At 60.9% G+C, this 15654-nt stretch carries 8 protein-coding genes; 2 read left to right on the top strand and 6 right to left on the bottom strand.

Features of this window, described 5'->3' with window-relative positions; genetic code table 11:
• The first annotated feature begins 42 nt into the window (after positions 1 to 42).
• Positions 43 to 1377 (top strand): cell envelope integrity protein CreD, encoded by a 1335-nt coding sequence (creD, locus tag F8N82_RS26900; protein ID WP_038998343.1) that lies wholly within the window; start codon positions 43 to 45, stop codon positions 1375 to 1377.
• Positions 1378 to 1560: 183 nt separating this feature from the next.
• Here creD and F8N82_RS26905 read toward each other — a convergent pair whose 3' ends face one another.
• The 6 genes from F8N82_RS26905 to aceE form a co-directional block, all read right to left on the bottom strand.
• Positions 1561 to 2193, bottom strand: a complete 633-nt coding sequence (locus F8N82_RS26905; RefSeq protein WP_038998346.1) for a glutathione S-transferase — start codon at positions 2191 to 2193, stop codon at positions 1561 to 1563.
• Positions 2194 to 2202: 9 nt separating this feature from the next.
• The gene (gene msrA / locus F8N82_RS26910) at positions 2203 to 2871 is read right to left on the bottom strand and encodes a peptide-methionine (S)-S-oxide reductase MsrA (protein ID WP_038998347.1); all 669 of its coding nucleotides are present in this window, start codon (positions 2869 to 2871) and stop codon (positions 2203 to 2205) included.
• A gap of 93 nt (positions 2872 to 2964) precedes the next feature.
• Entirely contained in the window at positions 2965 to 5658 is a 2694-nt protein-coding gene (locus tag F8N82_RS26915) for a putative bifunctional diguanylate cyclase/phosphodiesterase (RefSeq protein WP_038998349.1), read from the bottom strand.
• A gap of 295 nt (positions 5659 to 5953) precedes the next feature.
• Positions 5954 to 7366: an alkaline phosphatase D family protein gene (locus F8N82_RS26920; protein WP_038998350.1), complete on the bottom strand. Its 1413-nt coding sequence runs from the start codon at positions 7364 to 7366 to the stop codon at positions 5954 to 5956.
• Positions 7367 to 7907: 541 nt separating this feature from the next.
• On the bottom strand, positions 7908 to 9539 hold the full coding sequence (gene aceF / locus F8N82_RS26930; protein WP_038998351.1) for a dihydrolipoyllysine-residue acetyltransferase: 1632 nt from the start codon (positions 9537 to 9539) through the stop codon (positions 7908 to 7910).
• A gap of 13 nt (positions 9540 to 9552) precedes the next feature.
• The gene (gene aceE, locus F8N82_RS26935) at positions 9553 to 12198 is read right to left on the bottom strand and encodes a pyruvate dehydrogenase (acetyl-transferring), homodimeric type (RefSeq protein WP_038998352.1); all 2646 of its coding nucleotides are present in this window, start codon (positions 12196 to 12198) and stop codon (positions 9553 to 9555) included.
• A gap of 383 nt (positions 12199 to 12581) precedes the next feature.
• Between aceE and glnE the strand changes: the two genes are divergently transcribed.
• Positions 12582 to 15518: a bifunctional [glutamate--ammonia ligase]-adenylyl-L-tyrosine phosphorylase/[glutamate--ammonia-ligase] adenylyltransferase gene (gene glnE / locus F8N82_RS26940; protein ID WP_038998353.1), complete on the top strand. Its 2937-nt coding sequence runs from the start codon at positions 12582 to 12584 to the stop codon at positions 15516 to 15518.
• Positions 15519 to 15654 lie beyond the last annotated feature (136 nt).

The raw sequence follows: 15654 nt of genomic DNA on the forward strand, positions 1-15654 counted from the left end.
TCGTTTGCGCAGACTCTGCCCATCGAAACCGGAGTCCTGTCCATGAACCGCAAACTGAGTTTCAAACTAGCCGTCATCGGCTTTCTGGTCGTACTACTGCTGATCCCGTTGTTCATGATCGGCGGTCTGATCCAGGACCGTCAGTACCAGCGTGATAGCGTGGTCCGCGACATTGCCCAAAGCTCAAGCTTCGCCCAGCAGATCACCGGGCCGATGCTGGTGGTGCCGTACCGCAAGATCGAACGACGCTGGAAGACCGAGGAGGGCAAGAGCTTCCAGGAAATCAGCCAGGTCAATGGCCACCTGTATTTCTTGCCGGAAACCTTCGACCTCAACGCCAGCATCGACACCGAGCTGCGTTCGCGCGGTATCTACGAGGCGCGCCTGTTCCACGCCAACAGTCATATCAATGGCCACTTCGAGATTCCGGCCAATTGGGGCATTACCGAGGACTTCGCGGATTACCGCTTTGAACCTGCGTTCCTGGTGGTCGGTATCAGCGACATCCGCGGCATCGAGAAAGGCCTGCAGCTGCAGCTCAACGACCAGCGCCTGGACTTTGCCGCCGGGACCAAGCTGGACTGGATGAGCGGAGGCGTGCACGCGCTGTTGCCGGGCGTCGATGGCAAGGTTGAGACCGTGCTCAATTATGCGTTCGACCTCAGCCTGCAAGGTACCGAACAGCTGCAGGTGTTGCCGGTGGGGCGGACCAGCAGCGTGGCCATGGCTGCCAACTGGCCGCATCCGAGTTTTGACGGCAACTACCTGCCCGTCAGCCGCAAGATCGATGCCGGTGGTTTCTCGGCGCGCTGGCAGACCTCGTTCTTCTCCACCAACCTTGAAGACGCCCTGACCCAGTGCGTGGTCAACGACAAGTGCAATGTTTTCAACGGCCGCGCCTTCGGTGTCAGCTTCATCGACCCGGTGGACCAGTACCTCAAGAGCGAGCGGGCGATCAAATATGCGCTGCTGTTCATTGCCCTGACCTTTGCCGGCTTCTTCCTTTTCGAAGTGCTCAAGGGCCTCAGCGTGCACCCGATCCAGTACGGCCTGGTGGGCGTGGCCCTGGCATTCTTCTACCTGCTGTTGCTGTCGTTGTCCGAACACACGGGCTTTGCCATGGCCTATGCCTTGTCGGCGAGCGGCTGCGTGTTGCTGATCGGTTTCTACCTGTGCCACGTACTGCACAGCGCGTTTCGCGGCATGGGCTTTGCCCTGGGCCTGGCGATGCTCTACGGCATGCTCTACAGCCTGCTGACGGCCGAGGATTACGCCTTGCTGATGGGTTCGCTGCTGCTGTTCGCGCTGCTGGGTGTGTTCATGATCCTGACCCGTCGCCTGGACTGGTATGGGGTTGGCCAGGTGAAGCTGGCATGAGTGGCTTGCGCGAGGAGAGGTGTCTGGGGGCAGTGCTGGCGATGAAAATCGCCAGGCTGTTCGTGCACTGGGAATACAAGGTGTTCTGTCGGGCCCCATCGCTGGCAAGCCAGCTCCCCCAGTGTTCGGCGATCTCTTGTGAGAGCTGGCTTGCCAGCGATGAGGACGGTACAGCCAGGCGCTTCAGCTAGCTGAAGGATCAGTCGCCCGCATCGACTCACGCAGGCATACCTGCGCATACCACCCCGCCAGCTTCGGCTGCTGCTCACGCCAGCCGAAGTTGGGGAAGCGCAGGTCGAGGTAACCCAGGGCGCAGGCCACGCCGATGGCGGCGATGTCGAACCCCGAGGCCAGGTCGGCGAAGTGTTCCTGCTCAAGATTGCTCAGGCCACGACGGATCTTGTCCTGTTGCGCGTCGATCCAGCTGTCCCATTGCTTGTCCTTGGGCCGCAGGAAGGTCTCGTAACGGGTCAGTACCGCGGCATCCATGATCGCGTCGGCCAGCGACGCCAGGGTCAGGCGATGCCAGCGCGGCCAGCCTTCACGGGGGATCAGCGGGTTACCCACATGCTGCAGGTCGAGGTATTCGCAGATCACCCGGCTGTCATGCAGCACGCTACCGTCGGCCAGGCGCAGGGCCGGGATCTTGCCCGCCGGGTTGCCCTGGTTGAGCTCGGCCACCGGGTCGACCGGGGTGAGGTTGACGGTCTGCAGTGCCACGCGGTCGGTTTGCCCGGTTTCGTGCAGCACCACCAGCACCTTGCGCACGAACGGCGAGGCTGGCGAATGGAACAGGGTCATGCTCGGTGCGGACATGTCGATCCCTCAGTTGCCTTGCAGGCTCGGTGGCAGGCAGACACCGGTACCGCCGATGCCGCAGTAGCCTTCAGGGTTCTTGGCCAGGTACTGCTGGTGGTAGGCCTCGGCGAAGTACACGGTCGGCGCCTGGTCGATCTCGGTGGTGATCTCGCCGAAACCGGCCTTGGTCAGTTCGACCTGGTAGGCCTGCTTGCTGGCCAGAGCTTCTTGCAGTTGCTGTGGGCTGGTGCAGTAGATTACCGAGCGGTACTGGGTGCCGACGTCGTTGCCCTGGCGCATGCCCTGGGTCGGGTTGTGCAGCTCCCAGAACATCGCCAGCAGCTCTTGGTAGCTGACCTTGTCCTTGTCGAACACCACCAGCACCACTTCGGTGTGGCCGGTCAGGCCCGAGCAGACTTCTTCGTAGGTCGGGTTGGGGGTGAAGCCGCCGGCATAGCCGACCACGGTGCTGACCACGCCTTCACGCTGCCAGAAGCGCCGCTCGGCACCCCAGAAGCAACCCAGGCCGAAGATTGCGAAGTCGATGGCGCCTTCGAAGAACGGGCCGAGCAGCGGGGTGTCTTTGAAGACAAAATGTTTTTCGGGCAGGACCATCGGCGTTTCACGGCCAGGCAGGGCCTGTTCGGCGGTGGGCAGGACGTTTTTGTTCACCAGGATCTCCGAGCGCAGGACCATGATCGTTCCTCTGCTGATAGGGGTAGGTAGGAGCGGGCTTGCCCCGCGAAGGGGCCTGAATGAACTCTATATTGCCCGAGAGCAACGCCGCTGTCAGGCGATTGGACCACGTGGATAGCGTTTGAGTTTTTCGATCAGCTCGCTGCCCGGAATCGGTCGGTCGAACAGGTAGCCCTGGCCAACATCGCAGCGGTGACGACGCAGGAATGCCAGCTGCTCGGCGGTCTCGATGCCTTCGGCAACCACCTTGAGCTTGAGGTTGTGGGCCATGGCCACCACCGCCGAGGTGATTTCCATGTCGTCCTGGTTGTCGGGGATTTCGTGGATGAAGCTGCGATCGATCTTGATGATGTCGATCGGGAATTTCTTCAGGTAGCTCAGCGATGAATAACCGGTGCCGAAGTCGTCCATGGCCAGGGTCAGGCCCAGTTGCTTGAGTTGGTCGAGCTGGCGGTGGGTGTCTTCGGTGGCTTCCAGCAGCAGGCCCTCGGTCAGCTCCAGCTCCAGCAGGTGCGGGGGCAGGGCTTCTTCCTTGAGGATATTGGCGATCGAGGCGACCAGATCCGGGTCGGAAAACTGCTTGGGCGAAAGATTGATCGCCACCTGCAGGTTGCCCAGGCCCTCCATACGCAGCTTCTGGCTCATGCGGCAGGCCTGGCGGGCGATCCACTTGCCGATGGGGATGATCAGCCCGGTTTCTTCGGCGACGCTGATGAACTGGTCGGGGCGGATCATGCCCTTTTCCGGATGGTTCCAGCGCAGCAGCGCTTCCAGGCCCAGCAGACGACCGCTGCGCAGGCACAGCTTGGGCTGGTAGAACACGTCCAGCTCGTTCTGGGTCAGGGCGCGGCGCAGGTTGTTTTCGACGAACAGCTTGTAGCTGGCTTCGGCGTTCAGCGCCTCGGTAAACACCTGGACCTGATGCTTGCCGTTGGCCTTGGCCTTGTGCAGGGCAAGCCCGGCGTTCTTCATCAGGGTCTGCGGGTCGCGGCCATGCAGCGGCGCGCAGGCCAGGCCCACGGAGCCGGTGACATTGATCAGCTGGTTGTCGACGAACATCGGCTTGTCGAGGGTGCGCAACAGTTGCTGGGCAACCTGCTGGCCGCTTTCCAGGTCGGTGTCTTCGAGCAGCACGGCGAATTCGTTACTGGCAAAGCGTGCCAGGCTGCCGCCGGGGCTCAGGCTGTTGCGCAGGCGCCGGGCCAGGCTGATGAGCAGTTTGTCGCCGGTCTGGTGGCCGAGGCTGTCGTTGATCCGCTTGAAGTTGTCGATGTCCACCAGCAGCAGGCTGATCGGGCTGTCGCTGTCGCGGGCAAAGCGCTCGTCGAGGTTGCGGATGAACGCCGGGCGGTTGCCCAGGCTGGTCAGGTTATCGGTGTAGGCCAGGCGCTCGATGCGCTGCTGGGCCAGCTTGCTCTGGGTGATGTCTTCGTAGATGCCGATGTAGTGGGTCAGTTCGCGGTTATCGCCGAACACCTTGGAGATCGACAACTGGCCCCAGTACGGCTCGAGGTTCTTGCGCCGGCTCTTGAATTCGCCCTGCCAGCTGTTGCCCATGGCCAGGCTCGACGGCGCGTCGAACAGCAGCTCGCTCAAGTTTTCCAGCGCCGGCAGTTCCGACAGGCGGTGGCCATGGACTTCATCGGTGCTGTACTGGGTGATGGCGGTAAAGCTTGGGTTGACGTATTCGACAACGCCATCGCGGTTGACCAGCAAAAAGGCGTTGGCACTTTGCTCGACGGCGCGCTGGAACAGGTGCAAGGCGTTGGTCGCGGTGCGCCGGTTGTGGTTGTTGATGACCTGGGCGAACTGGTCGGCCAGCTCGCCGGCAAAGGCGATTTCATCGGTTTGCCAGGCCCGCGCCGAGCCGGTCTGCTCCAGGCACAGCACCCCGACCACCTGGCCATCGATGCGGATACTGGCATCGAGCATGGCGTTGATGTCGCGTGGGCGCAGGCTTTCGGCCATTTCGCGGGTACGCGGGTCGTGGGTGGCGTTGTGCGCATCGATGGCGCGGCTGGTGTGCAGGGCTTCGAGGTAGTCGGGAAAGCGGCTGGCGTCGATCGGTTCGGGCAGGCGGTATTCCTGGGTATCGCGGTAGAACGCCGAGATCGGCTGCAGTTGCTGCTCTTCCAGGTACCAGATGCTCGCGCAGTCGATCTTGTAGATCTCGCAGGCGCTGCGGGTGATCAGCTCGGCGGCTTCGAGCAGCGAGTTGCTGGCGCTGTAGCGATGGCGAGCCAGGTGCAGGATCAAGTCTTGCTGGGCGCGCACTCGCTCCAGGTGCTCGAGCTGTTCCTGCTGGGCGCGCTGGTTGAGCTGCAAGGCGATCTGCAGGCGGCTGTTGCGGGTCTCGAGGTCGGCGGCCGACAGGTCCGGGGTATCACCAGGCTGGCTGTCGAGGACCATCAGATAACCGCGCAGGAGCTGACGGTTGTGCTGCTTGTAGGCTTCGCCCAGTTCCAGCAGGTGCAGCGGGCCCTGGCCGGTGTGCAGGGTATAGCGCACCAGGTAGTGCGGGCGCCGGGCCAGTTGCAGCTGGATGGCATCATGCAGTTTGTAGCGGGCTTCGGGCTCCATCAGGCTGGCGTAGGGTGAGCCGACCAGGGAACAGAGTTCGACTGCGGCCAGGCCAAATTGCCGTTCACAACCAGGATCCAGATAGAGCAGCGCCCAGCTCGCCTCGTTCAGCCGCTCGAAACGCAGCATCCCGAGCCGCGAGGGCACGGGCAACTGCGTCACGACCTCGGCCACCATACGGCTGGCGGCATCAGGTTGGCTTTTCATCGAGAGCTCGCTTCAAGAGAACTGATCACGCACGGCAGGCATCCCTGCATTCCGGCGCGTGCAGCAAGGTTGCATCATGCGGCACGGGCTTACAAGTAATACAGTTACTCCGTGTTTTCAGTGTGTCGGCAGGGCGGCGTTTTTCTTCAGTACCCAGCACCAACATCCGAGGGCAAGCCAGAAGGCTTGCCTCGCGTACAGGGTATTTCGCGGCCAATAGTGCCTCGAGTTCAGCGGAGTTTTTAACGGGTTGAGAGGTTGCGGCAAGTTGATCGGAGGTTCCTTGCAGGGGGCATCATTTCAACGGGATCTGTATTTCGTGGCCCAGCGGTTTGCCGTTGCGGCCATAGTAGTTGACCTTCACGTGGCTTTTTTCGACGCTGAGCAGAGCATAGTTGTCTTTATCAATCACAGGGCTGGTGAGGTGATTGGTGTATCGACCGCCATTGACGTCGGTGAGGGGCTTGTTCAGTTCGAAGTAGTTTTCGGTCGTATTGGGCAGTAACCGGTGTTTGCTCAAAGGTGAAGACACGATGGTATGCACCGAGAAATCCTTGTCCACGGAGTGCTTGAGCTCACAGGTCAGGGCGCAATGCACGTCACCTGTGATGAAGATGACGTTTTTGATTTTTTTCAAGCGGATATGCTCGAGTATCTGGTTGCGTTGCTGAGTGAAACCCTTCCACGCATCCAGCCCCCCCTTGTCGCTATCTTTTGAGTCGGGATAGAACATGACCGGGGTGACGACAAACTTGACGCGGGCGTGACTGCTTTCAAGCCATTTTAGAAAGCTATCCATTTGCCTGTCATTGATGGTTTGTTTTTTTACCAGATCACGTTCGGTTCTTACGTCCAGCACGAACCAGTCCAAATCAGCATGGCTGAAGGTGTACCAGTAGTTTCCGGGAAAATAGACGGCCTCAGTACCGGACGCTTCAAAAGCCGGGCTGTGACTACATTGGTAAGTGGTATAAGCGTGAAGGGCATCACGGTACAGTGTGTTTTTTTTAGCAGGCGTTGCCTTGGCTGGCCAGTTGTCCTCGATCTCATGATCGTCCAATATCATATAGCTGGGAATGCGAGAGGTTAAGGCTTTGAAATTGGGTGTTGAAAAAGCCTGCCGGTATTTTTTCGCGAATTCCCTGAGCAGGGTGTCGGGGGCGGCAAAGTTCCAGTCGTCGGCATAGATCTGATCCCCGGTCATGACGAAGGCTTCGATGTCGAGTCGTTGGTTCTTGATGTTTTCCAGTATTCTCCCAAAGATTTCGTCACTGAACTTTACGTCCACCGCGTGGCCGCCGGTAAGGTTAAGGTAGCGGCAGGAACCAATCAGATAATGACGGCTTTTTTTCGTCTCGATGGAACAGGTATTGAAACGATAAATAGGGCTTTCTATCGGCCACGTGAACACCTGTGGGTTGATGGTTCGAGCGTCCTTCAAAGAGCCTGCGTGAGAAAAGGAACCGATCTGGTATTCGTAGGTCGTGGAGGGCGTGAGGTCATTGAGGACCATGACAGCTGTTTTTTCAAATGTGCTGTTGAGTCGATTGATAATGACAGGTAGCCATTGCTTTTCGCCCGCGTGGCGGAATCGAATAATGGCGTAGGTCTCTTTGCTGTTGGAGGTTGCGGGTTGAATGAATATTCGTGTTTGAACTGTCGTGGTATGGCCGATAATCGGGCCTACAATGGGCGGGGAAATGTTCATGGGTTTCGAGGTCCTTTCGAAGTCCGCAAATTAAGTTCGTCTGTATCTCTGTGTCGTTGCGCTGCAATGAACAAATACTAAAGTTGCAAGACCTGTTAGTAGTTAGTCTGCGGTCGCGCTGTCAGGTGGGAAGTGACTTTGTATGGGTGGGTTTTACGGGAGTGCGGATGTGAGAATTCCCACTGGTGTGGTAATCGTGCCAAGGGCGTTGTCAGGCAACAGAAGTTTCATCGCTGATTAGCATGAAACAGAAAGGCAAGCGGTAGCTGGAAGAGTTAAGGTTGGTTCGCCTTGTACAAAGGGCATCGCTACGCGACGGTGGCGATGTGTGCTGAAAGCCAACAGGTACTCTGGATCGGTGAGGGGGGCTGTCGCGAGTCGTTTATGGTTACCGGGACGGGGCCTGAATATAAAAGCGGCCTTTCTCGGTAAGCTGCGATGAAGCAAAAAAAAGCCCCGCCAAAATGACGGGGTTGAGGTACGAGCGTGGCAGCTCGAAAAGGGAGCCTGTCTCCCCGGCAGGAGAGACAGGAAACAGCAATTACAACAGCATGGTGCGGATGTCGGTCAGCAGGTCGCCCAGGCGCTTGGTGAAGCGCGCAGCCGCTGCACCGTTGATCACGCGGTGATCGTAGGACAGCGACAGTGGCAGCATCAGCTTCGGCTGGAAGGCTTTACCGTCCCAGACTGGCTGGATGGTCGCCTTGGAGACGCCGAGGATCGCCACTTCCGGCGCGTTGACGATCGGCGTGAAGCCGGTGCCGCCAATGTGACCGAGGCTGGAGATAGTGAAGCAGGCGCCTTGCATGTCGTCGGCCGAGAGCTTTTTGGTCCGGGCTTTTTCCGCCAGGGCTGCAGCTTCGCCAGCCAGTTGCAGCAGGCTCTTCTGGTCGACGTTCTTGATCACAGGGACCAGCAGGCCATCCGGAGTGTCCACGGCGAAACCGACGTTGACGTACTTCTTGCGGATGATTGCCTTGCCGCTTGGCGCCAGCGAGCTGTTGAAGTCCGGCAGTTCCTTGAGCAGGTGGGCGCACGCCTTGAGCAGCAGCGGCAGTACGGTCAGCTTGACGCCAGCCTTCTCGGCCACGGCCTTCTGGGCGACGCGGAAAGCTTCCAGCTCGGTGATGTCGGCGCTGTCGAACTGGGTCACGTGTGGCACGTTCAGCCAGCTGCGGTGCAGGTTGGCGGCGCCAACTTGCATCAGGCGAGTCATCGGCACTTCTTCGATTTCGCCGAAACGGCTGAAATCGACTTCCGGGATCGGCGGAATGCCTGCACCACCGGTGGCACCGGCGGCTGGAGCTTCCTTGGCCTTCTGCATCATGGCCTTGACGTAAACCTGCACGTCTTCCTTGAGCACACGACCATGCGGGCCGCTGGCGGTAACCGCGCTCAGCTCGACGCCGAATTCACGGGCCAACTGACGTACGGCAGGGCCGGCATGCACCTTGGCACCGTTGGCCGCAGGGGCAGCAACAGGGGCTGGCGCAGCTTCGGCCTTGGCCGCTGGCGCAGAGGCGGCAGCCGCAGGCGCAGCTTCAGCCTTGGCCGGAGCAGCAGCGGCTGGCGCAGGAGCCGGGGCGGCGGCGCCCTGGACCTTGAGCTTGAGGATGAAGTCGCCAGTGCCGACTTCGTCTTCGAGCTTGACGCCGATGCTTTCGACCACGCCGGCAGCCGGCGACGGGATTTCCATCGAGGCTTTGTCGGATTCGAGGGTGATCAGCGACTGGTCGGCTTCGACAGTGTCGCCAACCTTGACCAGCAGCTCGATGATCTTGGCCTTGCCCGAGGAGCCGATGTCCGGAACATGAATGTCCTGGACGGTAGCGGCAGCCGGTGCAGCGGCCGGGGCCGCAGGGGCCTGGGCAGCAGCAGGTTTTTCCGCGGCTGCAGGCGCTGCGGCAGGGGCGGCAGTCTCAGGGGCCGCAGCAGCGGCGCCCTCGACTTCCAGTTCCAGCAGTTCGTCGCCTTCTTTCAGGCGGTCGCCCAGCTTGACCTTCAGGCTCTTGACCACGCCGGCCTTGGGAGCAGGGATTTCCATGCTCGCCTTGTCCGATTCCAGGGTCAGGATGCTCTGGTCGGCTTCGATACGGTCGCCAACTTTGACGAACAGCTCGATGACTTCACCTTCACCGCTGCCGATGTCAGGTACGCGAATGAGTTCGCTCACTTAAAAATACTCCTCAGCAGTCCAGTGGGTTGCGTTTGTCCGGGTCGATGCCGAACTTGGCGATGGCTTCAGCCACGACCTTCGGTTCGATATCGCCACGGTCAGCCAAGGCTTCCAGGGCAGCCAGCACCACGAAGTGACGGTCGACTTCGAAGAAGTGACGCAGCTTCTTGCGGCTGTCGCTGCGACCGAAGCCATCGGTACCCAGGACTTTGAACTCTTTGCTCGGTACCCACTGGCGAATCTGTTCAGCGAACAGCTTCATGTAGTCGGTGGAAGCGATGACCGGGCCCTTACGGCCAGCCAGGCACTCTTCGACGTAGGTAACCTGAGGTTTCTGACCAGGCTTGAGGCGGTTGCTGCGCTCTACTGCCAGGCCGTCGCGACGCAGTTCGTTGAAGCTGGTAACGCTCCAGACGTCGGCGCCAACGTTGAACTCTTCACGCAGGATCTTCGCCGCTTCACGCACTTCACGCAGGATGGTGCCGGAGCCCAGCAACTGAACGTGATGTGCAGCTTCGCGGGTGTCTTCCTCGAGCAGGTACATGCCCTTGATGATGCCTTCCTCGACACCGGCCGGGATGGCTGGCTGCTGGTAGGACTCGTTCATCACGGTGATGTAGTAGAAGACGTCCTGTTGCTCTTCGGTCATCTTCTTCATGCCGTCCTGGATGATCACCGCCAGCTCGTAGCCGTAGGTCGGATCATAAGTGCGGCAGTTCGGGATGGTCGCGGCCAGCATGTGGCTGTGACCGTCTTCGTGCTGCAGGCCTTCACCGTTAAGGGTGGTACGGCCGGCGGTGCCGCCGATCAGGAAGCCACGGGTACGGCTGTCGCCAGCGGCCCAGGCCAGGTCACCGATACGCTGGAAGCCGAACATCGAGTAGAAGATGTAGAACGGCAGCATCGGCTGGTTGTGGTTCGAGTACGAAGTACCGGCAGCGATGAAGGAGGACATGGCGCCCGCTTCGTTGATGCCTTCTTCGAGGATCTGGCCCTTTTTGTCTTCGCGGTAGAACATCACCTGGTCTTTATCGACTGGCTCGTAGAGCTGGCCGACGGACGAGTAGATGCCCAGCTGGCGGAACATGCCTTCCATACCGAAGGTACGGGCTTCGTCCGGGATGATCGGGACGATGCGCTGGCCGATTTCCTTGTCCTTGACCAGCTGCGCGAGGATCCGCACGAAGGCCATGGTGGTGGAGATTTCACGGTCGCCCGAGCCGTCGAGGATGGCCTTCAGGGTTTCCAGTGGCGGCGTCGGGATGCTGAAGCTCTTTGCGCGGCGCTGCGGCACGAAGCCACCCAGGGCGGTGCGGCGCTCGGCCAGGTAACGGGCTTCGGCGCTGCCTTCTTCAGGCTTGAAGAACGGCAGGTTTTCCAGCTCTTCGTCCTTGACCGGGATGTCGAAACGATCGCGGAAGTGGCGCAGGCTGTCGACGTCGACCTTCTTGGTGTTGTGCGCGGTGTTCTTGGCTTCGCCAGCACCGGTGCCGTAACCCTTGATGGTCTTGGCCAGGATGACGGTCGGCTGCTCTTTGTGGTTGACCGCCTGGTGGTAGGCCGCATAGACCTTGTACGGGTCGTGGCCGCCACGGTTGAGCTTCCAGATCTCGTCGTCGGACAGGTCGGCGACCATGGCCTTGAGTTCTGGGGTGTTGAAGAAGTGCTCACGGACGAACGCGCCGTCCTTGGCCTTGTAGTTCTGGTACTCGCCGTCGATGACTTCGTCCATGCGACGCTGCAGGATACCGTCGACGTCCTTGGCCAGCAGTGGGTCCCAGAAACGGCCCCAGACCACTTTGTTGACGTTCCAGCCACCGCCACGGAACACGCCTTCGAGTTCCTGGATGATCTTGCCGTTGCCGCGAACCGGGCCGTCGAGGCGCTGCAGGTTGCAGTTGATGACGAAGATCAGGTTGTCCAGCTTCTCGCGGCCAGCCAGCGAGATTGCGCCCAGGGATTCCGGCTCGTCGCACTCGCCGTCGCCCATGAAGCACCAGACTTTCTGCTTGCCTGCAGGGATGTAGCCGCGGCTTTCCAGGTACTTCATGAAGCGTGCCTGGTAGATCGCCTGGATTGGGCCCAGACCCATGGAAACGGTCGGGAACTGCCAGAAGTCAGGCATCAGCCATGGGTGCGGGTACGAGGACAGACCCTTGCCATCGACTTCCTGACGGAAGTTGTTCATCTGCTCTTCGCTGATGCGGCCTTCCATGAAGGCGCGGGCGTAGACGCCAGGCGAGGCGTGGCCCTGGAAGAAGATCAGGTCGCCGCCGTGTTCTTCGGTCGGAGCCTGGAAGAAGTAGTTGAAGCCGATGTCGTACAGGGTGGCGCTGGAGGCGAAGCTCGAAATGTGGCCGCCCAGGTCCGAGTCTTTCAGGTTGGTGCGCATCACCATGGCCAGCGCGTTCCAACGGACCAACGAGCGAATGCGGCGTTCCATGAACAGGTCGCCAGGCATGCGTGCTTCGTGGGTGACGGGGATGGTGTTGCGGTATGGCGTGGTGATGGCATATGGCAGCTGAGAGCCACTACGGGTGGCCAGCTCGCCCATACGGGTCATCAGGTAGTGAGCGCGGTCTTCGCCTTCTTTGTCGAGAACCGACTCCAGGGCGTCCAGCCATTCCTGGGTTTCGACGGGATCGAGGTCTTGCATGGCTTGCTCCAGGGCGGAAAGGCTTCCAGAATCGGTTGCCTGAGTTTGCGACTGGCCTTTTGGGCAGACGACATGAAATTCTTGGATTACCGGAGAGTGTACCGGCGTTGTGTAGTTTTACTACAAATGAATCACCATTTCATGCTTTTGAAGTGATCAGGCAGTAGTAAAACTACACAAAAATGGCTCGTGGCCGCTGTTCGGGTTGTGGGAAAAATCGATACCGGTGGTTAAAAACAAGTTAAGAAAAGGTTTGCTGCGATGGTTTCTGCCATAAAATCAGATTTTTCAGCTATTTCTAACTTTTGTATGACAGTCCAACCGTGGTCCGGGTTCCCCAGTCCGCTCGCTGCCAACCCAATCTCGCCGATCAAGGATAGACCATGAGCCTGCCTTTGCTGGCCGAACTGCCGGCCACCCTCACTGCCTTGGTCAGCCGTAACGAGCAATCGTTTCGTGCGGCTGTTGCCCAGCACCCTGAATTGTCTGTTGCTGACTGGAGTACCGAGCGCTGGGCGCAGTTCGCCCGGGTCTGTGCGGCCAGTGACTTTGCCCTTGAACAGGTGGTACGTGACCCGGCGATGCTGGTTGATCTGGCTGCCAGTGGTGAACTCGACCGGGCCTTCGCAGCGGGCCAGTTGTGCGAGCAGATCGCTACCGCCAGCCAGGCGGCCGAGAGCGAGGACGAACTGGCGCGCAACCTGCGTCGCCAGCGCAGCCGCCAGCAAGTGCGGATCATCTGGCGCGACCTGACCCGCCAGGCCGACCTGGTGCAGACCTGCCGCGACTTGTCCGACCTTGCCGACGCGTGTATCGACCAGGCCTACAACTGGCTGTACCCGCGCCATTGCCAGCAGTTCGGCACGCCGATCGGCCATCGCAGCGGCCAGCCGCAGCACATGGTGGTGCTGGGCATGGGCAAGCTGGGCGCGGTGGAGCTGAACCTGTCGTCGGACATCGACCTGATCTTCGCCTTCCCCGAAGGTGGCGAGACCGAAGGGGTCAAGCGCTCGCTGGACAACCAGGAGTTCTTCACCCGTTTGGGCCAACGCCTGATCAAGGCCCTGGACCCGATCACCGTCGATGGTTTCGTGTTCCGCGTCGACATGCGCCTGCGCCCTTACGGCTCGGCCGGCGCCCTGGTGCTCAGCTTCAATGCACTGGAGCAGTATTATCAGGATCAGGGCCGCGACTGGGAACGCTACGCGATGATCAAGGCGCGGGTAGTGGCGGGCGACCAGGCTGCTGGCGCGCAACTGCTGGATATGCTGCGGCCCTTCGTTTACCGGCGTTACCTGGACTTCTCGGCGATCGAAGCGCTGCGCACCATGAAGCAGCTGATCCAGCAGGAAGTGCGGCGCAAGGGCATGGCCGATAACATCAAGCTGGGTGCTGGTGGCATCCGTGAAGTCGAGTTCATCGCCCAGGCCTTCCAGCTGATTCACGGCGGGCGCGACCTGAGCCTGCAGCAGCGGCCATTGCTCAAGGTGCTGTCGACCCTCGAAGGCCAGGGCTACCTGCCACCGGCGGTGATTGCCGAGCTGCGCGAAGGCTATGAATTCTTGCGCTACACCGAACACGCAATCCAGGCGATTGCCGACCGCCAGACCCAGATGCTCCCGGACGATGCCCTGGACCGCGGGCGCATTGCCTTCATGCTCGGTTTTGCCGACTGGCCGAGTTTCCATGCGCAGTTGATGCACTGGCGTGGGCGGATCGACTGGCACTTCCGTCAGGTGATTGCCGACCCGGACGAAGACGAGCATGAAGAAGGTGAAGTGATCGTCGGCGGTGAATGGCTGCCGCTGTGGGAAGAAGCCCAGAATGAAGAAGCCGCGTGCCGTCAGTTGCAGGACGCCGGTTTCGCCGACCCGCAAAAAGCCCTCAAACAACTCGCCGGCCTGCGCGTCAGCCCGCAGTTGCGGGCCATGCAGCGCCTGGGCCGTGAGCGTCTGGATGCCTTTATTCCACGTTTGCTGGCCCAGGCGGTGGAGCACGCCGACCCTGACCTGGTGCTGGAGCGGGTGTTGCCGCTGGTCGAAGCGGTCGCCCGGCGTTCGGCGTACCTGGTGCTGCTCACCGAAAACCCGGGAGCGCTGCGCCGCCTGCTGACCCTGTGCGCCGCCAGCCCATGGATCGCCGAACAGATCACCCGTTTCCCGCTGCTGCTCGATGAACTGCTCAACGAAGGCCGGCTGTTCAGCCCGCCACAGGCCCCGGAACTGGCGGCCGAGTTGCGCGAGCGGCTGACGCGCATCCCCGAGGACGACCTCGAACAACAGATGGAAGCCCTGCGCCACTTCAAGCTGGCCCACAGCTTGCGCGTGGCCGCTTCGGAAATCGCCGGCAACCTGCCGTTGATGAAAGTCAGCGACTACCTGACCTGGCTGGCCGAAGCCATTCTCAACCAAGTGCTGGCCCTGGCCTGGCGCCAGACCGTGAGCCGGCACGGCCAGCCCAAGCGCAGCGATGGCAGCCTGTGCGACCCGGGCTTCATTATTGTCGGCTACGGCAAGGTCGGCGGGATCGAGCTGGGTCACGGCTCGGACCTGGACCTGGTGTTCATCCACGACGGTGACCCGCAAGCCGAAACCGACGGCGCCAAGCCGATCGACAGCGCGCAGTTCTTTACCCGCCTGGGCCAGCGCATCATTCATCTGCTGACCACCCAGACCAACTCCGGGCAGCTCTACGACGTGGACATGCGCTTGCGGCCGTCGGGCGCTTCAGGTCTGTTGGTCAGCTCCCTGGGCGCCTTCGAGCGTTACCAGCAGAACGAGGCCTGGACCTGGGAGCACCAGGCCCTGGTCCGCGCCCGGGTGCTGGTCGGCTGCCCGCAGGTGGGCGCGGCGTTCGAGGCCGTGCGCGCGCGCATCCTCGGCCAGGCCCGCGACCTGCCCAAACTGCAGGCCGAAGTCAGCGAGATGCGCGCCAAGATGCGCGACAACCTCGGCACCAAGCTCAGCGCTGCCGGGACGGCGGCCAATGCCTTCGATGCCGGCGTGCCCTTCGATATCAAGCAGGATGCCGGTGGTATCGTCGATATCGAATTTATGGTGCAATACGCCGCTTTGGCATGGTCTTACGACCATCCGGCACTGCTGCGCTGGACCGACAATATCCGCCTCCTCGAAGAGCTCGAGCAGGCCGGGCTGATGCCCGCCAGCGATGCCGTGCTGCTGCGCGAGGTGTACAAGGCGTTCCGTTCTGCCGCGCACCGTCAGGCCCTGCAAAAGCAAGCCGGGGTAATCGATGCCGGGCAGTTCGTGCAGGAGCGCCAGGAGGTGCGGCGGATCTGGGCGCAGCTGGGTTTGACGTGATACTTCGACCAGGCGGTTCAGGCACCAGGACGCCTGCCACGACCACAGTACAGCCCGAGTGGCGTACACTGGTCGATATATAGCCTGAATATAAAGAGGGGAGGCCAGGCTGTTTGCGAACAGTTTGCAGCCTCCC

This window comes from Pseudomonas fluorescens, assembly GCF_902497775.2.
Taxonomy (GTDB): Bacteria; Pseudomonadota; Gammaproteobacteria; order Pseudomonadales; family Pseudomonadaceae; genus Aquipseudomonas; species Aquipseudomonas putida_F.